Annotated in this window: 18 protein-coding genes and 1 riboswitch; of the genes, 3 read left to right on the top strand and 15 right to left on the bottom strand. The window is 64.4% G+C overall.

Features of this window, described 5'->3' with window-relative positions:
- Positions 1 to 31 precede the first annotated feature (31 nt).
- From nagA to KEC45_RS12625, 3 genes are all read right to left on the bottom strand, one after another.
- Entirely contained in the window at positions 32 to 1,174 is a 1,143-nt protein-coding gene (nagA, locus tag KEC45_RS12635) for an N-acetylglucosamine-6-phosphate deacetylase (RefSeq protein WP_252171092.1), read from the bottom strand.
- Positions 1,171 to 2,208 (bottom strand): SIS domain-containing protein, encoded by a 1,038-nt coding sequence (locus KEC45_RS12630; protein ID WP_062178736.1) that lies wholly within the window; start codon positions 2,206 to 2,208, stop codon positions 1,171 to 1,173. Before KEC45_RS12630 ends, nagA begins: the two co-directional genes overlap by 4 nt.
- A gap of 322 nt (positions 2,209 to 2,530) precedes the next feature.
- Positions 2,531 to 3,268, bottom strand: a complete 738-nt coding sequence (locus KEC45_RS12625) for a GntR family transcriptional regulator (RefSeq protein WP_062178739.1) — start codon at positions 3,266 to 3,268, stop codon at positions 2,531 to 2,533.
- A gap of 377 nt (positions 3,269 to 3,645) precedes the next feature.
- Here KEC45_RS12625 and KEC45_RS12620 point away from each other — a divergent pair, with 377 nt between their 5' ends.
- On the top strand, positions 3,646 to 6,198 hold the full coding sequence (locus KEC45_RS12620; protein ID WP_238586585.1) for a family 20 glycosylhydrolase: 2,553 nt from the start codon (positions 3,646 to 3,648) through the stop codon (positions 6,196 to 6,198).
- Here KEC45_RS12620 and KEC45_RS12615 read toward each other — a convergent pair.
- From KEC45_RS12615 to KEC45_RS12565, 11 genes are all read right to left on the bottom strand, one after another.
- Positions 6,195 to 6,920, bottom strand: coding sequence for a hypothetical protein (locus KEC45_RS12615; protein ID WP_062178741.1), 726 nt, complete (start codon positions 6,918 to 6,920; stop codon positions 6,195 to 6,197). The two genes, KEC45_RS12620 and KEC45_RS12615, sit on opposite strands and share 4 nt — an antisense overlap.
- Entirely contained in the window at positions 6,884 to 7,657 is a 774-nt protein-coding gene (locus tag KEC45_RS12610) for an ABC transporter ATP-binding protein (RefSeq protein ID WP_062178744.1), read from the bottom strand. The genes KEC45_RS12615 and KEC45_RS12610 overlap by 37 nt, the downstream gene beginning before the upstream one ends.
- Positions 7,651 to 8,652: an iron ABC transporter permease gene (locus tag KEC45_RS12605; protein ID WP_062178747.1), complete on the bottom strand. Its 1,002-nt coding sequence runs from the start codon at positions 8,650 to 8,652 to the stop codon at positions 7,651 to 7,653. The genes KEC45_RS12610 and KEC45_RS12605 overlap by 7 nt, the downstream gene beginning before the upstream one ends.
- On the bottom strand, positions 8,649 to 9,503 hold the full coding sequence (locus KEC45_RS12600) for an ABC transporter substrate-binding protein (RefSeq protein WP_062178750.1): 855 nt from the start codon (positions 9,501 to 9,503) through the stop codon (positions 8,649 to 8,651). Before KEC45_RS12600 ends, KEC45_RS12605 begins: the two co-directional genes overlap by 4 nt.
- 81 nt (positions 9,504 to 9,584) lie before the next feature.
- Positions 9,585 to 10,193 carry a cob(I)yrinic acid a,c-diamide adenosyltransferase gene (cobO, locus tag KEC45_RS12595; RefSeq protein ID WP_062178753.1) on the bottom strand — a complete coding sequence of 203 codons (609 nt, stop codon included), beginning with the start codon at positions 10,191 to 10,193 and terminating at the stop codon, positions 9,585 to 9,587.
- On the bottom strand, positions 10,193 to 12,055 hold the full coding sequence (locus KEC45_RS12590; protein WP_062178756.1) for a TonB-dependent siderophore receptor: 1,863 nt from the start codon (positions 12,053 to 12,055) through the stop codon (positions 10,193 to 10,195). The genes cobO and KEC45_RS12590 overlap by 1 nt, the downstream gene beginning before the upstream one ends.
- Positions 12,056 to 12,231: 176 nt before the next feature.
- Positions 12,232 to 12,454: riboswitch (cobalamin riboswitch) on the bottom strand.
- 50 nt (positions 12,455 to 12,504) lie between these two features.
- The gene (locus KEC45_RS12585; RefSeq protein ID WP_062178759.1) at positions 12,505 to 13,659 is read right to left on the bottom strand and encodes an acetyl-CoA C-acyltransferase; all 1,155 of its coding nucleotides are present in this window, start codon (positions 13,657 to 13,659) and stop codon (positions 12,505 to 12,507) included.
- 4 nt (positions 13,660 to 13,663) lie between these two features.
- Positions 13,664 to 14,893, bottom strand: a complete 1,230-nt coding sequence (locus KEC45_RS12580) for an acetyl-CoA acetyltransferase (protein WP_062178762.1) — start codon at positions 14,891 to 14,893, stop codon at positions 13,664 to 13,666.
- 1 nt (position 14,894) lies between these two features.
- Positions 14,895 to 16,586 carry a class I adenylate-forming enzyme family protein gene (locus KEC45_RS12575; protein ID WP_062178765.1) on the bottom strand — a complete coding sequence of 564 codons (1,692 nt, stop codon included), beginning with the start codon at positions 16,584 to 16,586 and terminating at the stop codon, positions 14,895 to 14,897.
- A gap of 1 nt (position 16,587) precedes the next feature.
- A complete protein-coding gene (locus KEC45_RS12570; protein ID WP_062178768.1) occupies positions 16,588 to 18,084 on the bottom strand; it encodes a carotenoid oxygenase family protein in 1,497 nt (498 codons plus the stop codon).
- Positions 18,081 to 19,049, bottom strand: a complete 969-nt coding sequence (locus tag KEC45_RS12565; RefSeq protein ID WP_083435699.1) for a nitronate monooxygenase family protein — start codon at positions 19,047 to 19,049, stop codon at positions 18,081 to 18,083. The genes KEC45_RS12570 and KEC45_RS12565 overlap by 4 nt, the downstream gene beginning before the upstream one ends.
- 120 nt (positions 19,050 to 19,169) lie before the next feature.
- Here KEC45_RS12565 and KEC45_RS12560 point away from each other — a divergent pair, with 120 nt between their 5' ends.
- Together KEC45_RS12560 and KEC45_RS12555 are read left to right on the top strand one after the other, a co-directional pair.
- Positions 19,170 to 21,458 (top strand): TonB-dependent receptor, encoded by a 2,289-nt coding sequence (locus tag KEC45_RS12560; RefSeq protein WP_252171091.1) that lies wholly within the window; start codon positions 19,170 to 19,172, stop codon positions 21,456 to 21,458.
- Between the two features lie 101 nt (positions 21,459 to 21,559).
- Positions 21,560 to 22,492: a helix-turn-helix domain-containing protein gene (locus tag KEC45_RS12555; protein WP_062178776.1), complete on the top strand. Its 933-nt coding sequence runs from the start codon at positions 21,560 to 21,562 to the stop codon at positions 22,490 to 22,492.
- Between the two features lie 3 nt (positions 22,493 to 22,495).
- Here the strand turns inward: KEC45_RS12555 and KEC45_RS12550 are convergent, their stop codons facing one another.
- Positions 22,496 to 23,734, bottom strand: coding sequence for an MFS transporter (locus KEC45_RS12550; RefSeq protein ID WP_062178779.1), 1,239 nt, complete (start codon positions 23,732 to 23,734; stop codon positions 22,496 to 22,498).
- Between the last annotated feature and the right edge of the window lie 27 nt (positions 23,735 to 23,761).

Genomic DNA, 23,761 nt, shown 5'->3' with positions numbered 1-23,761 from the left:
GGCTTCTATCATTGTGTATTTGAACAGGAATCTAGGCGGTTTCGGAAACGGGCCGCCCACCGATCCATGTCGCGCGCGGAGCCAGGTCCGCGTCCAGCCAGACCCAGTCTGCCCGCTGTCCGGCCGCGATCAAACCAATGCGGTCCCGCAGCGATAGGAAGGTCGCCGGAGTTGCGCTCGCCATCGCCGACACGTCGGGTACCGACAAGCCGGTCACCTCGACTGTCTTGCGCAGCGCCGACGCCATGTCGAGATGTGTCCCCGCCAGCGTGCCATCCTCGAAAATGCAAACACCATCCTTCACGGCGATGCGCTTACCCTGCAGCGTGAATTCGCTGACGTCGGTGCCGACGCTCGGCATCGCGTCGGTGACCAGCATGATGCGGTCCATGCCTTTCGCATGAACCGCCAGTCGCACGACCGCAGGATGGAGATGGACATCATCGACGATGAGTCCGCAATAAACATCGGAATCAAACGCCGCGCCAACCGCGCCCGGATGACGGTGGTGCAACGGCGACATCGCATTGAACAAATGGGTGAAGCCCGAGAGGCCCGCGCCGACCGCGCGCTGCGCCTCGTCATAGGTCGCGTCGCTGTGCCCCGCGCTGACGATCACGCCATGACGAACGAGGGTGCGGATGTCCTCCTCGTCGCAAAGCTCTGGCGCGAGCGTCAGCATCACGCGCCCGCGGTGCGGCGCGGTAAGCGTCGCGAGAATATCGTTGTCGAGACGGCGGATACGGTGCGCCTCGTGAATGCCGCGCTTCACCTCGTTGATGAAAGGGCCTTCGATATGGATACCGACGACACCGGGAACGCCTTGCTCAATCGAGGCGTCGACCGCCGCGAGTGCCGCGGCGATCTGCGCGGGTGTGTCGCTGATCAACGTCGGCAGAAAAGCAGTCGTGCCGAAACGCGCATGCGCGGCGCCGATCGCTGCGATCGCCTCGACATCGACCTGGTCGTTGAAGAGCACCCCGCCGCCGCCATTGACCTGCGTGTCGACGAAACCGGGAAGTAACCAGCCGCCGCCCAAATCTATCTCGCGGTCCGCGGGCGCGTCGGCGGCGGGGGTGACCGCGGTGACGGTGCCGTCGGTGACGGCGATGTCCACGGCGCCGACGGCATCGCCTGGCAACACGACCTGGCCGTTATGGAAACGAAAGATCATAAAGTCTCGGTAACCTTGTTGAGATGCGGAGGCGAGTCGGGGTTGCGCCCGCGTGTCAGCGCCAGCGCGCTCGCCATGCGGTAAAAGCTCTGGATCAGCAGGATCGGTTCGATCGCCGGGTGCGCTGCGATCGCGGGGAGGTCGCCGCCAGCGGGGTCGGCCAGCAAGACGGTTGCACCGCGCCCGCGGAACTCGTCGGCGACACTGCGAACACCGGCTGCGGCGCGGTCGGTGCCGCCCAGCGCGAGGACATGAAAGCTATCGCCGACGATCGCCATCGGGCCGTGGCGCACTTCGGCGGCGCTGAAGCTTTCGGCATGCAGTCCCGACGTTTCCTTGAATTTGAGCGCTGCCTCCTGCGCGGCGCCCAGGCCATAACCGCGCCCGAGAACGAACAGATTTGTCGCGCCCTTAAAGGCGCCGATCGCGGGCGACCAGTCGAGCGCGAACGCCTCTGCAAGCTGACCGGGGAGGGCGGTCAGCGCGTTTTCGAGCGCGGCATCCTCGGTCCATGCCGCCACCAGCGCTGCGATCGCCGCAAGCGAGGCGATATAGGATTTTGTCGCCGCCACCGACCGTTCGACCCCGGCGGACAGCGGGATCACGACGTCGGCAAGGGCTGCGAGCGGCGAGTCTTCCGCATTGACGAGCGCGACGACAAACGCCCCCGCATCGCGCTGCTGTTCGACTGCGGCGAGCAGGTCGGGGCTCTTGCCCGACTGTGATATCGCAAGGCACAGCCGGTTTCCGGCCACCGCGGGCGCATCGTAGAGCGATGCGATCGACAGCGCTGCGGATGCGGTCGGCGTTCCCGTCATCGTCTCGATCAGATATTTGGCATAGGTCGCGGCATGGTCCGAAGATCCGCGTGCGCAGGTCACGACGGCGGCCGGGGGGGAGGCGCGAAGGCGCCGGCCGATCGCGCCGAACGCATCGCGATTCGCTTCCAGCATATTTGCGACGGCGTCCGCTGCCTCGCCCGCTTCCTGCTCCATCAGCGTCTGTCGTCCGTCCGATGCGGCGTTCGGCGTCATAATATTCTGTCTCCCGGCCGGTGGTGTGTGACCATCCGATATATTGGTACTATATAGGTTATATCCATTCCAGCAAGATATATGTTTGCTACGCGCGGATTTTGGGCGCCCAGTCCAGGCTATGTGGGCGTTTTGGCTAAGTAGCGGCGATTGATTACGGGCGGCCCGGATGCCGCTTAGCGACAAGCGACGGGGAAGCCTGTAGCGTATTGGTAATAAGAATCGGCCGGTATTGGTCTTGTGAATATCCCGGAGGAAGAACGGATTCGGTCGCGCGTCGGGCGCGGCTTGCCGGTATCTCTCGTGGAGGTTTTTTTGAGGCCTAGCCGTTAAGCTCTGCAACGACGTCATAAGCGTCGCCGCGATAATAGCTCTGCGTGAACTCGGCGGTCCGACCGTCGGACAGGAAACCGCGCCGTTCGATGAACAGTCCCGGTGCGCCCGTTTCGATCCCGAGCACTTCGGCCTGTTCGGCGGAGAAGGCGACTGCGCGCAACCGCTGGAGCGCGCGGACGGGCAGATGGCCTGCGGCTTCGAGCGCTTCATAGAGCGACGTGCCCACTGCCTCGACCGACGGCAGGCAATAGGCTGGGATCGTCGCATATTCGAGTGCCATCGATGTGTCGTCGGCATAGCGGATGCGGTGGAAGCGATAGACGAGCGACCCCGGCGAAAGACCAAGCGACAGCGCCTCCTCGGGCGTCACGGCTCCTGTGGTCTTGCTTACCCATTTGCTGTGCGGTTTGCGCCCGCGAGACACCATGTCTTCCGAAAAGGATGTGAGCTTCGAAAAGCTTTTCTCGACGCGCGGCCGGGTGACGAAGGTTCCTGCACCACGGCGCCGTGTCACTATCCCGTCGGCGACCAGTCCGTCGATCGCCTTGCGCACGGTGATGCGCGACACTTCGAATTCTTCGGCAAGGTCGCGTTCGGTCGGGATCGCCTCTTCGGCTTTGACCACCTGTCCTTCGATGGCGTCGCGCAAGATCTTCTGCAATTGCAGGTACAGCGGAGTCGGATCATCCTTCTGAAGCGGGCCCACGCGTGCGATCAGTGACAAGAATGTTGCTCCACCGTTGCGACGGACACGGCCGACAGGGCCGGTGTCTCTGTCCCATGTGTTGCATTGGTATCGTCGCGTCAATCCTGCTGCGAGCTATTCGCACCGCCCGGCGCAGAGCATGGGTCCGGAAGGATGGTCGCCCTGACCCCTAAGTGCCGTGAGGTGGTGGTTGATCCGCGCGCTGCGGGTGCTTGGTCGGCGGACCCCGAATATAATACTAATATGAAACCAATCGGCATCTCGCGTCGAGGCTGTCCGTCGATCTTTTCTGGAAATTGTCGATGATTATCGTCAAAACAGCCAAATCTGATAAGCGTTGACCGTCGCGATCGTACATGACAAATTAGATACAAATTTTGAATGGGAGACTATGGATGCGGGTCGAAGCGTTGACGGGAATCGCGATGGTTGCGCTGGCAGCGTCGGCCGCACAGGCTGCCGAAGCGCCGTCGCAGGCCGCGCTCGACCGTCTCGCCGATACGCTGGACTACCAATATAGGGTCGTCGACAACGGGCCTGCATGCCCCGCGGGGATCGATGGCTGCTTCCTGTCCACGATCATATTGACGGTCCCCGATGATGTGCCCGCCGACGTCCCGACCGAAGGGTTTGCTCTCTATTTCAGCTTCGTCAATCGCCTGCCGCTGGTCGAAAGCGACATTTTTTCGCATCGGCTGATCAACGGCGATGTGCAGCAATTGACTTTGAAGCCCGGTGCCAGGCTGCGCCCTGGCGCAAAGCATGAAGTCAGGCTGTGGGGTGTTGGGTCCAATTTCTCGAAGGCGTTTGGAATGCCCAACGCCTATCTGGTCGCCGACGGGCTGAAACCGCGCACGATCGCAGCGACGCGGCCGGTGATCGACGCCGAAACGGGGCTCGAAACCCTGCCTTTCGTCAGCCCGATGACTGATGAGGCAAGACTCGCGACCAAGGGTGGGGTCGACCGCACACGCTGGCTGACCCCCGAACGCGCCTTTGTCTTGCAGGCTGAACGGCAGGCGCCCGCAGCAACGGGAATCGCAATTCTGCCGAAGCCCGTGAAAGCGGTGCAGGGTGAGGGGGCCTCAATCGATCTTGGCCGCGGTTTGGCGGTGACGTTGAAAGGTGTCGAGCGCGGCGATATTGCGCCGGCACTCGCCGCGCTGGGTGTCGCCGCGGGCGGCACGCTGCCACTGACGATCGACGTCGATCCCGCGGCGGTCGGCAAGCCCGAAGCCTATGTCCTCGATGCGAAGGCGTCTGGCATCGCCATCACGGCGCATGATACCGCGGGCGCAAGTCACGCGCTGCGTTCGCTGGCGCAGCAGGCGATGTTCGACAAAGGCAAATTGAGACCGCTCCATGTCGAGGATGCGCCCGAATATGGCTTTCGCGGTCTGCACATCGACCTCGGCCGTAACTTCCACAGCCGTGACGAGATATTGAAGCTTGTCGAAGCGATGGCGGCATATAAGCTCAACAAGCTCCACCTTCATCTTGCCGACGATGAGGGGTGGCGGATCGAGATTCCCGCGCTGCCCGAACTGGCGGTGATCGGATCGAGGCGTTGCCATGACCTTGACGAGAAAATCTGCCTGCTGCCGCAACTCGGCGCTGGGCCCGACGGGGCGGGCAGCGTCAATGGTTATCTGAGCGTCCCCGATTATGTGGCGATCGTGAAGGCGGCCGCGGCGCGGCAGATCGAAGTGATCCCATCGATCGATATGCCCGGCCATTCGCGCGCCGCGATCAGGGCGATGGAAGCGCGCCATGCGCGTCTCGCTGCGGAAGGAAAGAAGGTGGAGGCCGGGGAGTACCGGCTTGTCGACCCCGCCGACACGACCGAATATCGCAGCATCCAGAATTACAGCGACAACACACTGAACGTCTGCCTTCCTGCAACCTACCACTTCGTCGATACCGTGGTCGACGCGCTTGCAGATATGCACAGGCAAGCCGGCGTGCCGCTCAAGACCTTCCACCTCGGTGCCGACGAAACCGCGGGAGCCTGGGTGAAATCGCCGGTATGCAAGGCGATGATCGCCGAAAATGGCGGCGATGCGGGTAAGCTTACCCCGCGTTTCATCGAGCGAGTGAGCAAAAGCCTTGCCGCACGGGGACTAAAAGTCGGTGGCTGGAGTGACGGCATGGGGCACACTGAGACCGCCGCGATGCCCCAAAAGGTGCAAACGAATATCTGGGGCGTGCTGCACGCGGGTGCGATCCGCGAGGCGCATGACCAGATGAACCGCGGCTGGGACGCGGTGCTGTCGATCCCCGACCTTGGCTATTTCGACATGCCGTACGCGCCGCATCCCGAAGAGGGTGGTTACAATTGGGCGTCGCGCGGCGTGGATCCGTATCAGGTCTTCGGCTTCATGCCCGACAATCTTCCCGCCAACGCGGCGACGATCCGCAACATCCAGGCAGAGGGTAAGGCGATCGAGGACAAGCCTGTGCTGCAACCCGGGCACCGCGTCGCGGGGCTGCAGGCGCAATTGTGGAGCGAGACGATCCGTACCGACGCGCAGGTCGACTATATGCTCTTCCCGCGCTTGCTCGCGCTGGCCGAACGCGCGTGGAGCCCCGCGCCGTGGACTCCGGCGTATCAGGCCGGCGTCAGCTATGAATGGGGCGACAAGCGCGTTGACGCCGCGAAGCTGAAGGCGGGCTGGGGGGACTTTGGGGGGCGGGTGGCGAGGCAATGGCCTATGCTGGAGCGTATGGGGGTGGCCTATCGCGTCGCCCCGCCGGGCGCGCGCATCGTGAATGGCAGGCTGGAGGCGAACAGCATGTTCCCCGGAACAGCCATCGAATATCGCATCGAAGGCGGCGCTTGGACGCGCTATTCGGGGCCGGTGGCCGTTAGCGGTGCGGCCGATCTGCGCAGCCGATCCGCCGATGGCAAGCGCGCCAGCCGCATCGTCCGCGTCGAGCCCGCCCGCTAGGCGGCCTTCATCCAGACGACGAGCGCGAAGCGCGTCGCGCGCGCTGAAAGCGTGCGGTGCGGCGTAAAACGGTCAAGGAACAGGGCTGTTCCCGCCGGGCATTCGGGCCGCACGCGCGGCAATCCGGCGAGCCGCCATTCGGGGATTTCGAACCCTTCATTGCCCTCGCTGGCCAACGGCGCCGGCTGACGCCCCGACACGACCTCCAGCCCTCCGCTTGCGGGCCCCGCATCGCTGAGCGGAATCCATGCGGTAACTAGGACCTTGCCGCATCCGGTGCCGTCGTCGCGCGCGACGTCGCTGTGCCAGGCGTGGCGGTGTTCGGGAAAGCAGGCGATGCTGGCGCGCACGCGCACGATCTTTCCGGCCAGCGCGCGGCCGCTCAATTCTTCGGCAGCGCCGATCAGTCGCGGATCATTCGCCAGTTCCTGCAGCCGCGCGCCGCGATGCGCATCGGTGCAGACGGCGACCCGCAGCAAGTTGGCGACGCTGCGTTCCTTTGCATAGACTTGGTCGATCCGCTCGCTCAGCGGTGCCCCGGGACAGCTCTGCTCGAAGGGCAGGTAGAGCGCCCGCGATACGCGGTCGATATGGTCGGCGATGTCGTCCGCCGCGGCGCGGATCTGTTCGGCATCGAACAGCGGCAATGCCGCATAGCCTTTTTCGGCGAACTGCGTCGCGGCGTTCACCGTGCGCGCCCGAACAGCGTGATCGTCGGCCATTCGCCGCCGGTCTCGACTGCCGCGTCAATTCCGTAGACCGCGCGCAGCCGCTCGGCGGTCAGGACGTCGGCAGGCGTGCCATCGGCGACGATCCGCCCTTCGTCGATCAGCATCAGCCGGTCGCAATATCGCGCCGCAAGCGTCAGGTCGTGCAGCACCGCTATGACGAGCCCGCCGCCCACCGCCTCGGCGCGTAGCATATCCATCACGTCGATCTGATGCCCGGGGTCGAGGCTGGCGAGCGGTTCGTCGGCGATCAGCGCCGGCGCCTCGACCGCCAGCGCCCGTGCGAACAGTACGCGCGCGCGTTCGCCGCCCGACAGCTCGGTCGCGATCCGATCGCGAAGTTCCAGTACGTCGGCGCGCGCCATCGCGCGTTCGATCGCGGCTGTATCGGCATCGGAAATCCGCGACATCGGCGCCAGGTGCGGCAGGCGCCCAAGCCCGACAAGGCGCTCGACGGTCAGCGGCCAATGCAAGGTTTGCCCCTGCGGCACATAAGCGATGCGCCGCGCAAGGTCGCCGCGCGGCATCGCCGCCACATCGACGCCGTCGATCTCGGCGCGCCCGCTGGCCGGCACCAGCGCCAGCATCGCGCGCGCCAGCGTCGATTTGCCCGCGCCATTGGGGCCGACGATGCCGGTCAGCGTGCCCAGGCTGAAGGCCGCAGTGACGCCGTGCACGACGGTCCGCCGCCCAAGCGTGACACCGATCTCGTTCAGCGTGATGCTCACCATATCCGTCGCTCCCGCATCAGGTGGAGCAGGAAGATCGGCACGCCCAGAAAGGCGGTGACGACCCCCAGCTTCAGCTCGTTCGTCGTCGGAATGATCCGCACGCCAAGGTCGGCAAGCGTCAGCAGCGCCGCGCCACCGATCGCCGAGGGCAGCAGGATAGCCGACGGGCTGCGGTCGGTCAGCGGACGGATCAGATGCGGCACGATCAGCCCGACGAAACCGATCGCCCCCGACACCGCGACCGCGCCGCCAACGCCGATCGCGGTACCGATCAGCAGCCGCAGCCGGGTACGGCGAAGGTCGGTGCCAAGCGCCTGGGCGGCATCCTCGCCCAGTGTCAGCGCATCCAGCGCGCGGCCGTTCCACAGCAGCATCGCGCCGCCGATCGCGATGCACGGCAGCGCGATCCACACATGATCGAACGACCGGTTTTCCAGGCTGCCGAGCAGCCAGGTCATGATTTCCATCGCCGCGAACGGATTGGGCGACAGGTTAAGTGCGAGACTGGTCCCGGCGATCGCGAGCGTGCCGACGGCGATCCCCGCGAGGATCAGGGTCAGCGGGCTTTCGGCTTTGCCCGACAGGACGAAGAGAAGGACCAGCGAGAGGAGCGCGCCGCCGGTCGCGAGCAAGGGCAACATCACCGGATGCAGCTCGGCTATCCCGAAATAGAGCGCCGCGACGCCGCCGAGCGCAGCGGCGTTGGAGGTGCCGAGCACCGATGGTTCGGCGAGCGGATTGCGCAGATAACCCTGCAACGCCGCACCCGCGAGCCCGAGTATCGCGCCGACGCCAAGCGCGAGGATCGTGCGCGGCAGGCGAAGGTCGAAGAGGATGACCGATGCCACCCGGTCGCCGTCGCCCGTCGCAGCAGCGATCAGCCGCGCGACCGACAGATCGACCGCGCCGAAAAGCAGCGATCCGGTCCCGGCGACGAGCGTAAGCAAGAGCAGCACCGCGATCAGTGACCAGCGGGGCAGGGCAAAGCGGTTCATGATCGGTCCCCGTCGATGCGCGCGATCTGCGCGGTCATGCTGCGTGCCGCCTGTGTGTAGGCAGGGCTGCCGCACACGGTCCACGCCTGCGGAATGCTGATGCGCGGAATATCCTTGATTGCCGGATGGTGCAGCATTTCGCTTCCCTGGTCGGTCACCACGTCGGTCGCGCTTTCGACGATCAGGAAATCGGGTTTCGCCGCGACCATTTCCTCAAGGCTCAATTGCGACAGCGGCGGCTTCCCGAGCTTGCCGGCGAGGTTGACCAGACCGACACGCCCCATCAGTTCGTCGATGAGCGTCCCCGTTCCGGTCATATAGCCGCGCCGCTGATAATAGGCGGCAACGCGGCCCTTGCCTGGCTTGGGCAGCCCGGCCAGCTCGGCCTGCATCCGCGCGATCAGCGCGCTGCCCCGTTCGGGATGGCCGACAGCCGCCGCCGTCTCGCGGATCGAGGTGTAGATTTCACCCAGCGTGTTGGCGGTCGCGAGGTCGAGCAACGGATAATCCTGCCGCGGCAATGCGCGGAGCGCCGCGCTGCGGCTTGCGGGCATGCCGACGATCAGGTCGGGCTCGATCGCCAATATCTGCTCGGCCGAATTGCTGAGCAGCGGAATGCCCCTGGCCTTGGACGCCTCGCCCGACATTTCGATATCGGTCGCGTTTTTCGTCAGCCCTGCGATCTGTGCCCGGTCCGCGAGCGCGAGCACGAGCTGGTCGGCGCAGAGATTGATCGAAACGATGCGCTGCGGGATGGCGGGCGCCTTGGCGCGCGGGGCGGGGGAGGCGGCCCAAAGCAGCCCGGCGCCGCCGATAAGGGCAGCGAAGACAAAGGGAGCGCGCGAGGGCATCACATCGGAAAGCCTATCGTCATTGTTTCGCTCCGCTCGCAATGACGGAAAAACGCCGGAAAAGTGCGAATTCCCGACGCATCAGAACTCGATCCCTTTCTGCGCCTTCACATTCTGCTCGCGGAACGGGTGCTTTACCTGCGCCATTTCAGTGACGAGGTCGGCGGCGTCGATCAGTTCCTGCGGCGCATTGCGCCCGGTGATGATCACATGGGTCATATGCGGTTTCGCACCCAGCGCCTCCAGCACCTCATCCACCGGCAGATAATCATAGCGCAGCACGATGTTGAGTTCGTCGGCGATCACCATGGCATAGGAGGGGTCGGCGATCATGCGCTTGACCTCCTCCCACGCTTCGCGCGCGACCGCGATGTCACGCGTTCGGTCCTGCGTGTCCCAGGTAAAGCCTTCGCCCATTGGCTTGAATTCGATCAGGTCGGGAAAGCGATCGAACACCGCTTTCTCGCCCGTCGTCATCGCGCCCTTCACAAATTGCACGACCCCGACTTTCATGTCGTGCCCAATCGCGCGGATCGCCATGCCGAGCGCGGCTGACGTCTTGCCCTTGCCGGGGCCGGTGTGGACGATCACCAGCCCCTTTTCGACCGTCTTTGCCGCGACCTTCTTGTTCTGCGCCGCCTGGATCTTCTTCATCTTCGCCGCATGTTCGGCGTCGGTGCGGGCTTTCATCAGAAGCGCGCCCGTACGCCGCCATAGGCGGCGCGCCCATAGACGCCATAGCCCGAGGCGGTCGCATAATCGGCGTCGAACAGATTATCGACGCGGCCGTAAACCTCGAAATTCCGGCCGACGGGCAGCGATGCGCGGATGCCCGCGAGCGCATAGCCATCGAGCCGCACAGCGTTCGCGGCATCGTCGAAGCTGTCGCCGACCATGGTCAGCGTCGCGCCGGTCGACAGGCCGAACGACCAGTCATAGTCGGCCGACAGGCTGACCGCGTGCGCGGCTCGACGTGGCAGGCGGTTGCCGTCGAACGCCGGGCGTCCCGACCGGTCGCGGGCATCGATATAGCTGTACGACGCGGTGACGTTCAGCGCGTCGACCGGCCGCAGCGCGAGCGTCGCTTCGACACCCTTGGCGCGCGTGCGATCGATATTGCCATAGGTGAAGGTGGCGTTGTCATAGTTGATCTGGTTGGTCGTGTTGCGCAGAAAGGCGGTCAGCGAAATCTGCGCGCGCCCCTCGGCAAGGCTCTGATCGATCCCGAAATCATAGCTTTTCGACCGTTCGGGGCGCAACGCGCTGTTGCCGCTGAAGCTGTCGTAAAGCTGATAGAGCGACGGCGCCTTGAAGCCTTCGCCATAGCTCAGCCGGAAACTCGTCGCGCCGTCGTTGGGCGAATAATTCGCGTTGGCGCCCAGCGTCGTCGCGCCCCCGAACTGGCTATGGTCGTCGTGGCGGATGCCGCCCGTTACCGACAGGCCCGTGAAGGGCTGGACGATCCCCAGCGCATAGACGCTGTCGATGTTGGCGCGCTGGCTGTCGGTCGATCCGAAGCCGAAGAAATCATAATCGGGGCGCTCATGCTCATATCCGAAGATCAGCTTGGCCTGATCCACCGGCGTCACGACACCCTGATATTCGAAGCGGAGATTGGTGCCCGAATAGCCATAATCGGGGGCTGTCCCGCGGACGAAATAATAGTCGCGATCGTTGCGCAGCCAGGTCACCGCCGCACGGCTGGTGAAGCGGCCGCCGAACAGGCCGAGGTTCAGCCCTGCATAGCCGACATATTGGTCGAGCTTCGCGACGTCGGGGCTGTCGGCGGGGGCGCCGAAGAAGCTGTCATAATCGAGGTCCGAGTTGATGTAATAGCCGCGCAGGTCGAGACTCAGCGCATCGCTGAACGCGATCTTCAGCCGCGCATTTCCTGCAAAATTCTTGTATCCGTCCTTTTCGGTGCCGACCCCGGCCGACGAGATACCGTCGGTGCGAAAATAGGCGCCGCCAATTCCGCCCGAAATTGCGCCCGCGGTGCCCGACACGTCGGCTTTGGCGTTGAGCGTGTCGCTATATCCATATTCGGCCGAGGCGCCCGCGGCAAAGCCATCGGCCGGGGTCGCGGTCGTCAGGCTGACGACGCCGCCGATTGCCTGGCTGCCATGGACCACCGAGTTCGAACCGCGCAGTATCTCGATCCGGCTGATGTTGCCGGTGAGCAGGTGGCCGAAATCATAGGCATCGCCGATGCCGCTGGGATCATTCACTTTCACGCCGTCGATCAGGACCAAAGTCTGCGTCGTTTCGGCGCCGCGCAGCGATATGCCGGCGACCGAGCCGGTGCTGCCGGTCCGGCTGAATCTAACCCCGGGTGTTGTGGCGAGCAGGTCGACGACATCGACCGTCTGGCGCTTTTCGATCGTGGCGGCATCGATGATCGTGATCGCCTGACCGACTTCGTCGCGCGGTTGCTCGATACCCGACGCCGTCACGACAATCTCGTCGCCGGGGCGCTCGCTCTCGGCGGTTTCGGCAAGCGCGGGCGTTGCCGCCGTCAAAGCCAACAGGGAAATGGTCGTGAATTTCAACATGGGAAGCCCCCGAACGCCGACAACGAAGGCGGAGCCTGCCGATACGCGGGGCGCGATCGACCGGCGCTGGCGTCGCAAGTGGCGTAAAGCCTGCGGCCCCGGCACCGAAGCGGCTCCAGCCGCTTGGTCGTCGCTCGACGGAAACCTCCGTGCCGCGGCCTTTCCCTGGGCCTTGGCATTGAGCGACCCACGCCGGCAGGTCTCCTGGCTCGCGGGTCAGGGCTTGATGCACGCCTTCCCAGGTTGACCCCAGTGGCTGTCCGGATCGAAATCCGAACGGTGCATCGCGCTCGCCGCTTACAGTTGCAGGGACAGCCTCGGCTTCGGGGGTTCAGGACGAACCCCGTTACCGCGTTCCCATTTTAAGCCCTTTCGGGCACCGGCGCGATCATGCGCAGGGCAAGCCCTGCACGCGCCGCCCATAGCGCAGCCGCGCTTTTTCGCAATGCCTATTGCCGCTCGACGATCATCGCGGCGCCGACGCCCATCGCGCCGGTCAGCACGACCAGCCCGTATCGGCCGCCGCATGCATCGAGCGCATCGAGCAGCGTCGAGGTGAGGATCGCACCGCTCGCGCCCATCGGATGCCCCTTCGCCAGATGCCCGCCGCTGACATTGACGCGCGCCGGGTCAGGGTCGCGGTCGCGCAGGAATTTGGCGATCGTGACGGCAAAGGCCTCCATGAATTCGATGCGGTCGATGTCGCAAAGCGCCAGCCCCGCACGCGTCAGCACACTGTCCATCGCGGCAAAACCCGCGGTCAGCGACGCGGCCGGATCGCCGCCGCTTTCGGCAAAGGCGATCACGCGCGCACGCGGCGCGGGGCCGAGCCCTTCGCCGCCGACGAGCGCGAGCCCCGCGCCGTCGCAGATCGGCGGCGCGTGCGCCATGCCGTGCAGCGGTTCGAAGGTCGCGCCTTTGAGCGCGCCTGCATAATGTTGCTGCAGTTCGCCAAAGGCCGGCGATGCGGCGGCAAGCGATTCGGCCGTCGTTTGCGGCCGGATACATTCCTCGCCCGTCAGCGGCCCGGTCGCGATGCGCGATTTTTGCAGCGCTATGTCCTGTTCCGTCGCGGCCGCCTTTTGCTGCGAGGCGAGGGCGACGGCGTCGAGATCGGTGCGGGTCAGGCCTTCGGCATTGGCGAGGCGGTCGGCCGCGAGCACCGGGGGCACGAAGCGCGCGCGGGGCGGCAGCTCGTCATTGGTGTAGAAAGCCGCGCGGTCGCCGAGGAATGGCGCGCCGCTCATCGACTCGACCCCGCCCGCAAGGATGTGCGAGGCTTCGCCGCTCGCGACCTTGGCGACCGCCTGGCCGATCGCCGACAGGCCTGATGCGCAATAATTGTTGATGCTGTGCGCCGCGACCGTGTCGGGCAGTCCCGCATGCAGTTTCGCCAGCATTGCGATATGCCCGCCCTGCGCGCCGCTCTGCGTGACGCAGCCGAGCAGCAACGCATCGGGGGATGCTGCGACGTCGCCGCAGCGTTCGGCCAACGCCGCGGCCTGCTGGCGGACCAGTTCCTGCGGGCTCAGCCCCGCGAGCCCGCCGTCGGGTCGCGCCTTGCCGCGCGGGGTGCGAACCGCGTCGTACAGATAGACGTTCAACGCGTCAGACGCCGACGACGAAGCTGACAGCGGTGGTCGCGCTCCCGCCGACGTTGAAGGTCGCGAAGTTGCGCGCGCCCTCGACCTGATAATCGCCCGCATTGCCGGTCACTTGCCGCCAGCTATCGAGCAGCATGCGAACCCCAGTCGCGCCCACGGGATGACCCAGACCGATCAGCCCGCCCGACGGATTGACCGGCAGCTTGCCGCCGAGCGCGATCGTGCCATCCTCGATCGCGCGCCAGCTTTCACCCGGCGGCGTGATACCGAAATGATCGATCGCCATATATTCGGTGATCGAGAAGCAATCATGCACCTCGACCCCGTCGCACGCATAGACGTCGGGCATCTCGGCGCGACGCAGCGCGTCCATCATCGCCTTGCGAACGCTCGGGAAGACATAGGGCTCGCCGCGGCTACCCGCGACCTTGGTCGAGTAGAGCAGCGGTGCAGTTGAATGACCCCAGCCCTTGATCCGTGGCAGGCTGTCGACCGAGATACCGCGCCGTTTCGCATAAGCCTCCGCGACCTCGCGCGATGCGAGGAAAATCGCCGCAGCGCCATCGGTGACCTGCCCGCAATCGGACTTGCGCAAGCTGCCCTCGATCAGCGGATTGACCTCGTCATTTTCGCCGAGATGATCGTCGGTGACCGCCCAGCCGCGCGTCTGCGAATTCGGGTTCTTCTTGGCATTGGCGAAATTATTCGCCGAAATGCCGCGCAGATGCGCGCGGTCGAGCCCGAAGCGCTCGTCATATTCTTCGGCGACGCGCGCGAACATATACGGCCACAGATAGCGCGCTTCCTGCGCCTCGCGGCCCGCCCATGCGGCGGCGCCCAGATATTCGGCGGCGCGCTGGCCGGGGACGTTGCGCATCAATTCGATGCCGAGCACGAGCGCGAGGCCGTAACGCTCGGCCTCGATCTCCGCCGCCGCGGCAAGGATCGCGATGCTGCCCGAGGCGCAGGCGGCTTCGTGGCGCGACGCGGGGACGCCCGCGAGGTCGGGATGGACATGGCCGAAGAATCCGCCGAGCTGGCCCTGACCCGCGAACAGTTCGCCGACGAAATTGCCGACATGCGCGGTTTCGACCTCTTTGGGTTCGATGCCCGTTGCCGCGAAGGCGGCCTCGGCAACGTCGCGGAACAACTCGAACAGCCCGCCGCCCTCGCGTTCCATATTGCGCGCGAAATCGCTCTGCGCGCCGCCGAGAATGAAGACGTCCTTTGCCATGTCAGGCTTCCTTTTCCAAAGTCGCGAGCGCCATTTCGCGGACCTCGCTGCGCATCACTTTGTTCGTGACGTTGCGCGGCAGCGCGTCGAAGCGGAAAAGTCGCTCGGGCAGCTTGAACACCGCGAGATCCTTTTCGCGGAGATAGTCGGTGACTTCGCCGATCCCGACATCATCGGGGCCACGCGGGACATAGGCGAGGCCGATCCGCTCGCCCATCGTCGCGTCGGGGAGCGAGAAAACGCAAGCTTCGGCGAGCAGCGGATGGCCGCCGAGCAGCTGGTCGATTTCCTCGGGCGAAATATTCACGCCGCCGCGGATGATCAGATCCTTGCAGCGCCCGACGAAGCGATAGAAGTCGCCGCCCTCGGCGATTTCGAACAGGTCGCCGGTGCGAAACCAGCCGTCGTCGGTGAAGGCTTCGGCGGTGCGTTCGGGGGCGTTGTGATAGCCTTCGAACAAGGTCGGGCCGCGGATCTGCAACTCGCCCGAGAGGCCGTCCTGCTCGATCGGATCGCCGCCGCCGGGCGGGACGAGGCGGCTTTCGATATTGGGCGCGCGGCCCTCGCCATAGGGGCGCTGATAGGTGCCGCGTCGCGGGAACAGGCTCGCGCGCTTGTCGGGGTCGGGCATGTCGCCCTCGCCGGTGATGAAGCTCATCCCCTCGTTCGACCCGAAGACATTGACGATGATGATGCCGAGCTTTTCCTGAAAACCGCGCACCATTGCGGGGGCCAGCGGCGCCGATCCCGACGCGATGACGCGCAGGCTGGAGAGGTCGACCGACGCGAGCAAAGCGTCATTCTGCAACAGCATGTTGAGCACCGCGGGCGGCGCGATCGTCAGGCTGGGGCGCTCGGTTGCGATCTGTTTCAGATAGATGGCGGGGTCGAACGGGTGGTGGAGTATCATCGTGCCCGCGCTGGTGAGCCAGCACATGGTAATGCCGCCGATGCTCGCCATGTTGATGAGCGGGAAGGGGTTGAGCAATATGTCGCCCGGACCGACCTTCATCGCCTCATAACCGGCGCCCGCGACCGCGATCCAGTGATTGTGGCTGCGCGGGACGCCCTTGGGCACGCCCGTAGTGCCCGACGTCCAGCAGATCGTGAAGATGTCGTCGGCATCGACCGGGTTCGCCGCGACATGCGCCGCGAGCGCGGCTTCGTCGCCTGCGGCCGTCGACAGGTCGAACGCGTCCTCGGGCGGATTGGGACCGAAAGTCATCAACCGGATGCCGCCGAGTAACGGTGCCGCGACCTCGACATGGTCGCATCCCTTGACCGTCGTCGCGCAGACAAAGGCTTTGGGTTCGACGACTCCGATCATCGCCTTCAATTCGTGGCTGCGATATTGCACCGCCGCCGGGCTGACGATCGCACCAATTTGTGCGGCGGCGAAATAGAGCGCGACAAACTCGCTGATGTTCGGAAGCTGGACGAGCAGGACATCGTCCTTCGCGATCCCCGCCGCGACGAGCGCGCCGGCAAGCCGGTCGACCTCGGCTTCCAGCGCGGCATAGGTCAGCCGCTGCGGCGCGCCGAATGCGAAATCGGCGCGATTGGGCGCATCGACCAATGCCAGCCGGTCGGGATGCGCGACGGCGTTGGCGAAAAACAGATCGGCGAAACTCTTGTCGCCCCACCAGCCGCTGGCGCGGTGCTGCTGCCTTTTATCCTCTCCCGCTGCGATCATCTCAGGCGGCCAGCACGCTGTTTTCGCCGATGCCGATATCGTCACCGCTCGCCCAGACCGTGTGCGTTCCCGAACAGATACGCTCGGGCAGAATGATCCGGCACACCGGACCCGCCGCGATATTCTTGGCGTCGATCAGCACGCATTCGGAGCGATCGGTTTCGAGGTCGGCGATGAAGGAGACGAGATAGCCGTCGTCCTCGTCCTTCGCATTGATCCGCGGCGCGAAGGGGGCTTCGCTGCCGAAGCGGCCGGGTCCGAATTCATAGGATTCGCTCGTCCGCGCGTTGAGGTCATGCTTCACCAGCCCGCGGAACAGGAACCAGCCGGGCTCGGGGATCGCGCTATAGGCATAGCGGTACGGCTTGCCTGCATAGCGGTGGTTGAACATGCCAAACTCAAGATCGCGATCGTCGAGCCGTTCCTCGACCGTTTCGCCGGTGACGAGGTTGAAACGCCAGCGGTGGAGACGCGGCTTGAGCAGGCCCTGATCGAGATAGGCCATCATCCGTTCGAGCCCATCAGGCGCGTTCGGATAGGATTTGGGCATCGGCTCTTCCTGATAATAGCCGTCGAGGATGATCTCGTCGCCTTCCTCCCACGCGTTCAGCCAGTGGAGCGTGTAGGTCGGCTCGGCTTCGAACCAGCGGATATCTTCGGGCTGGCCGTGCCGCGGAATGATCGCGAAGCGCGTCTTCTCATCGGGGTGGAATTGCACGACATGCAGCCGCTTTTCGAGCAACTCCTCGTTCCAATAGAGCGGCATGTCATTGAGGATCGTGTAATTTTGCGTGAACGCCATATCGTGCGGCAGGCGCGGCCCCGCGAGCGGGACGGGGATATAATGTTTGAGCTTATTGTCCGCCCCGACGACGCCATAATGCATGAATGGCGCGTGCTTCGAATAGTTGAAGAACATCAGCTCGCCCGTCGCGAGGTCGACCTTGCAATGCGCCGATATGCCGTCGAGCGGCACCCAGCTTTCGGTGCCAAACTGTTCGAGCGTGAACGGGTCGAGCCGATAGGCCTCGCCGCACTGATAGAAGGTCGAAATGATCTTGCCCGCGTGGATCGCGACGTCGGTCGAGGATGAATCCTTCAGCCATTCCTGCGCGCCCCAGCCGTGGCGCGTCGATTTATGCGGCGGCTCCATCAGCCCGGCCCACAGCGAGCGGCCGGCTTCCTTTTCGGCTTCGAACCCCTTGGTGCGTACGAAGCGGCTGCGATAGCTTGCGCGGCCGTCCTTGAAGCTGATCGAATGGATGAACCCGTCACCGTCGAAGGGGTGATAGCGGCCGATCGGCTCGTGGACCTGGTTTTCGCCCGTGCGCACATAGACCCCGTCGATGTCGGTCGGGATCGTCCCGATCACTTCGGCATCGCCATTGGCGAAAATCGCATTCCATTCGTTGAACGTCGGCCGCCAAGCGCCCTTCATATAGGGGTGGTCGTTTGGCTGGATCGTCGACTGGATCGTTTCGACTAACTCGGCAGTCATGCGATGGCTCCTTCGGCAGGTGCAAAGCGCGGGCGCGCTACGGCCGCGTCATATTCTTTCACAAGGCGGTCGACGATATCGGCGACCGGTTCGACGCCGCGCACCGCGCCGACGCCTTGTCCGGCGGACCAGACATTCTTCCACGCCTTTGCGTCATCCTGGGCGTCCGAGAAGTTCGGGCGCTTGTCCTCGGGCATGTTGGCGGGGTCATAGCCCGCAGCGATCAGGCTCGATTTCAACCAGTTGGCGGTCACACCGGTGATGCCCTTCGAAGGCACGATATCCTCGGCGCCCGCGGCGACGATCATATCCTTGTAATCCGGAACCGCCATGCTTTCGGTGCAGGCGATCAGCGAGGTGCCGAGATAGGCGAAGTCGGCGCCGAGAATCTCGGCCGCGCGAATGGCTTGGCCGGTCGAGATCGCCCCGCCAAGCACGAGCGGACCATCCCAGAATTGCCGAACCTCCTCGACAAAGGCGAAACCGGCCGTCGCGCCGGTGTGGCCGCCCGCACCCGCGGCGACAAGGACGAGCCCGTCGACCCCGGCGGCAGCAGCCTTGCGGGCGAAGCCGACCGAATTGACATCGGCGAATACCAGCCCGCCATAGCTATGGATATCCTCGACCACGCGCGCCGGACTGCCGAGCGCGGTGATGACGAGCGGCACCTTGTGGCGCACGACGCACGCCAGATCTTCGGGAAGCCGGCTGTTCGACGGATGGACGACCAGATTGACCGCCCATGGCGCGGCTTCAGGATCGTTCGACAGCGCGGCATCGATCCGGCCGACCCAATCCTCCAGATCGGCCGAAGTGCGCGCATTGGGGGCAGGGAAGCTACCAATCACGCCCGATCGCGATGCGGCGATCACCATCTCGGGACCCGACACCAGAAACATCGGAGCCGCGATTGCGGGCAGGCGCAAATTGCGCGTCAGTGCAGGTGGAAGGCCGTGTCCCGGCAAGGCTAATCCTCTCTCAAATTATCTGACTTGCATAACGATACTTAAAGCCGTTATGAGTCGCAAGGCAAGAAAAACATCGCGGGCGGTGGTCGCCAAGACGATGACGCGTGGGAGGACCCTATGAACAGAAATTTTGTTGCGCTGCTCGCTGCATCGGCGCTCGCCAGCCCGGTTACCGCATTCGCGCAGGACGCCGCTCCGGCAGAGGAGCAGGGCGGTCTCGAGGAAATCATCGTCACTGCGCAGAAGCGCGCCGAGGGGCTTTCCGACGTGCCGATCTCGATCTCGGCGGTCAGCGGCAAGCAGGTCGAAAGCTATGGCCAGACGAACCTAGAGCAAATCTCTTCATCGGTCCCGAACCTCAAGATCACGCAGACGGCGATCGCCAATCGCATCGCGATCCGCGGCATCGCGTCGGGCGACAACAAGGGTTTTGAACAGTCGGTCGCGATGTTCGTCGACGGCGTCTATTACGGCCGCGACCAGCTTTCGCGCCTGCCGCTCGTCGACATGGAGCGCGTCGAGGTGCTGCGTGGGCCGCAGCCGACCTTGTTCGGGAAAAATGCGATCGCCGGTGCGGTGAACATCACGACGCGTAGCCCGACCGACGAGTTCGAAGGCTCGGTCAGCGGGCTCTACGAATTCAACCACAAGGAATTCCAGCTTACCGGCGTGCTGTCGGGCCCGCTCTCCGAGGGCATCGAGGCCCGCGTCGTCGGCTACCACCGTTCGATGGACGGTTATTTCTATAACCAAAAGCTCGATCGCGATGAACCGAACGTCGACGAATATTATTTCCGCGGCAAGCTGGAGTTCGACAAGGGCGGGCCGCTTGCTGCCGAATTGAAGCTTGAATATGCCGATTTCGAAATGAAGGGCCAGCCGCGCGATGTGTTCGGCGCGGTCGGCAATTACAACACGGTGTTCCAGGGGCCGTTTTTCGTCAGCACCGACCCCGACTATGTCCGCGAAGACAATGGCTATGAAAGCAAGAACAAGGTGTTCGGCGCGACACTTAACGCCGATCTTGAACTAGGCGATCACACGTTGACCTCTGTCAGTTCACTGCTCGACTACAAGACGCGAGAGATTGTCGACGTCGACTTCTCCGGCATCAGCTTCCTCGACGGCACAAATCTGCGTGAGGATTATCGGCAGTTCAGCCAGGAACTCCGCCTGACTTCGCCAGGGGGCGAGGCGTTCAACTATATTGCGGGCATCTATTACCAGCATGCAAAACTCGACGTGCAGGATTTCACGCTGTTCAACCCGACCTTCCTCGCTCTGGGCGCACCGTTCAATGCGCTGGGCGACACGCGCAACGACCGCGATTATGCGCAGAAGTCGGACCTGATCTCGGGCTTTGCGCAGGGCGAATTGGCGGTCACCGATCAGCTTCGCATCACCGCGGGCGCGCGCTTCAATCACGAGAAGAAGAGCGGCAGCCGTACACTCGCCGTGGTACAGGGGCCGCTTAGTACCGCGCCGGCCGCCGTCGTCGCGGCGGTGTTCCGCGCCCTCAATATCGAGGCTCACAGCATCTCGGGCAAGATCAGCGAAGACAGTTTCAATCCGATGGTCAACGTACAGTTCGACGCCACCGACGATCTGATGCTCTACGCTTCCTATGCCAAGGGAACGAAGGCCGGGGGCTTTGACATCCGGTCGAACTCGCTCCCGACCTCGACCACCGTCGCGAAGCCCGGCGCGTTCGAGTTCGAGGATGAAAGCGCAGATAATTTCGAAGCCGGCCTGAAATACAAGGGGCGCAATATCGCCTTTAACCTGTCGGTTTATCGCACAGATTATAAGGATCTTCAGGTCAATATCTTCGACGGTACGCTGAACTTCAACGTTCGCAACGCAGCCGAAGCGCGCACGCAAGGCGTCGAGGCCGACTTCCGCGCGGCGCTCGCCGAAGGGCTGACGGTCAGCGGTGCGGTTGCCTATCTCGACTTTAAATTCACCAATTTCACCGACGGGCAATGCTATTATCTGCAGACGCCGGGTGCGAACGGCTTTTGCGATTATTCGGGCAAGCGCAATGCGCTCAGCCCCAAATGGTCGGGCAATTTGAACCTGGATTATACGACCCCGGTGACGAGCAGCATGAAGGTGGCGTTCAACGTGAATGCCGACTTCTCCTCATCCTATATCGCCGCGGCAAACCTCGACCCCCGCACGCATCAGGACGGATATGTGAAGCTCGGCGCGCGGCTTGCGCTGGCGCAGGTCGACGACCGCTGGGAAGTGGCGCTGATTGGCCGCAATCTTACCAATCAGCGGATCCTGCAGACTGCGAGCTCTATGCCGCTGGCCACCACGATCACGCGCAACGCCGGCAATGCCTATAATGGCATCGTCGATCGCCCGCGCACGATTGCGGTGCAACTGACCGGGCGCTTCTGATGCGGGGGAGGGCGGTTCTGAGCCGCCCTCCCGTCGCAGGTGCCAGCCTTGCCGGTCATCCGGGCTTCGTTTAGGGGCGGGGAGAGGTGAGGACGGCTGATTTGAAACATGACCGCACGATCAGGGCCTGTTCGATCTGGCGCGCGCTCGACGTCGTCGGCGACGTCCCGGTGCTGCTGCTCATGGAACAGGCGTTCCTCGGCACCCATAGTTTCGATGAATTTGTCGCGCGCACCGGCCTCGCACGCTCGGTCGTCAACGGCCGCCTCAAGAAACTCGTCGAAGAAGATTGCCTCGCCAAAGTCCCGAAGAAGAGCGGCCGCGGCTTTCATTATGTGCTGACCCAAAAGGGCCGCGACCAATTTCCCAACGCACTGATGATGCTGCGCTGGCAGCATCGCTGGGAAGCCGACAGCCGCGATTTTCGTGTGCAGCTCCATCACGCGACCTGCGGCCATGCGACCGAGCCGGTGCCCGCGTGCCAGCATTGCCACGCCGAAATCGATCCGCGCGACGTCGACTGGCGCGAAGGGCCGGGACTGGCGCAGGTCGTCCCGCATTACGAACGCCGCCGCTTCAACGGTGAGGTCGGCGCGCGCCGGCCCGGTGGCCGTCCGCTTGTCGACACGATGATCGAGTTGTTCGGCGACCGCTGGGCGACGCTCGTCGTCCGCGCGATGTTCACGAGCATCAACCGCTTCGACGATATCCAGCGCGACACGCTGATGGCGACGAATATCCTGACGGGGCGGCTTGAGCGGCTGGTGCGGCAGGGGATATTGAAGACGGTTCCCTATTCCGCCCACGCCGACCGCGTCGAATATCGCCTGACCGCAAAGGGACGCGACCTCTATCCAGTGCTGCTCGCGTTGCTGCAGTGGGGCGACAAATGGTTTTCGGACGAGCGGGGACCGCCGTTGCTGCTCACCCATCGCCCTTGCGGTCACGACCTCGAAATGGTTGCGGCTTGCAGCCATTGCGGCGACGAACTGCAACTGTCGAACAGCCGCTTCACGATCGACGATGCCGGTTGACGATCAGGGCAGCAGCCGGCCTTCGTCGCGGTGCGGCATCGGCGCGATGAAGCGCAGGACGATCGCCGACAGCAAAAGCCAGCCCGCCGACCCGAGGATCGCCGCAGGCAGCGAACTGAGGTCCGCGACCAGGCCCAGCGTATAGGCGCCGAGCGCCATCGCGCCGAACGTGACCGCCTGATAGATCGATAGACAGCGGCCCAGGATTTCCTCGGGCGAGCGGAGCTGCATCGCGACGTTGAGCGTCGTCAGCGTCGACACCCATGCGGCGCCCGCGACGAATGCCGCCATCATCACAGGCGTCAGGCTGGTGGTCAGGGCCACGGGGAGCATGGCAGCAGCGAAGACGAGCGATGCAGCGGTGACCACGCGGTCGCTGCCCCAGCGGCGGCGCGCTGCACCCACCCATAATGCGCCAAAGATCGACCCCGCGCCGAACGCGGCTAGGCACAGGCCATAGATAATCTCGGTTCCGTGCAGCCGGTCGCGGACGAGCGATGGTAACAGCGCCTGAAACCCCGCCGCGCCGAACCCGAAAGCAAAACCACGGATCAGCACACGTCGTACCGGGTCCGATTGTGCGCAGAAACGGAGGCCTGCGGCAATCGCCGTCAGCATCGGCGTTCGGCGCGGCGGAACGGTTTCGGGATGCCAGCGCAGCAGCACGACGATCAGCGCGAGATAGCTCAGCGCGTTGAGGCCAAAGGCCGCGGCGGTGCCGACAATCGCGACGAGCATCCCGCCAAGCGCGGGGCCGGCGCTACGCGCGAGGTTGAAGGCGATGGTGTTGAGCGCGATGGCCTGCGGCAGATCCTTGGGCCCGACCTGCAACCGTACCGATGCCTGCCAGGCGGGACCGTTGAGCGCAGTCCCGCATCCGACCGCAAGGGTGAAGAAGAGCAAGGTCAACGGCGAGATCGCATCGAGATATGTGGTCAGCGTCAGCAATGCCGATACCACCAGCATCCCGGTCTGCGCCGCCAACATGACGCGCCGCCGGTCGAAATTGTCGGCGATCGCTCCCGCAAAGATGCCGAGCAGCATGATCGGGATCGTCGCGCCCGCCTGCACCAGCGCGATCAGCAAGTGCGATTGGGTCAGCTCGGTCATCAGCCAGGCGGCGGCGACCGACTGGATCATCGACCCCATGTTCGACGCAAGGTTCGCGATCCAGATCGCGCGAAACGCCGGATAGCGGAACGGCGCGAGCGCGGAGGGTGGGGGCGGTGTGTCGGGACTCACTCAGATGCGGGTAACCCGCCTCGCCAC

Source organism: Sphingopyxis sp. USTB-05, from assembly GCF_023822045.1.
Lineage (GTDB): Bacteria > Pseudomonadota > Alphaproteobacteria > Sphingomonadales > Sphingomonadaceae > Sphingopyxis.
Note: the sequence above shows the minus strand (reverse complement) of the source record. Positions and strands in the feature narration are given on the sequence as shown.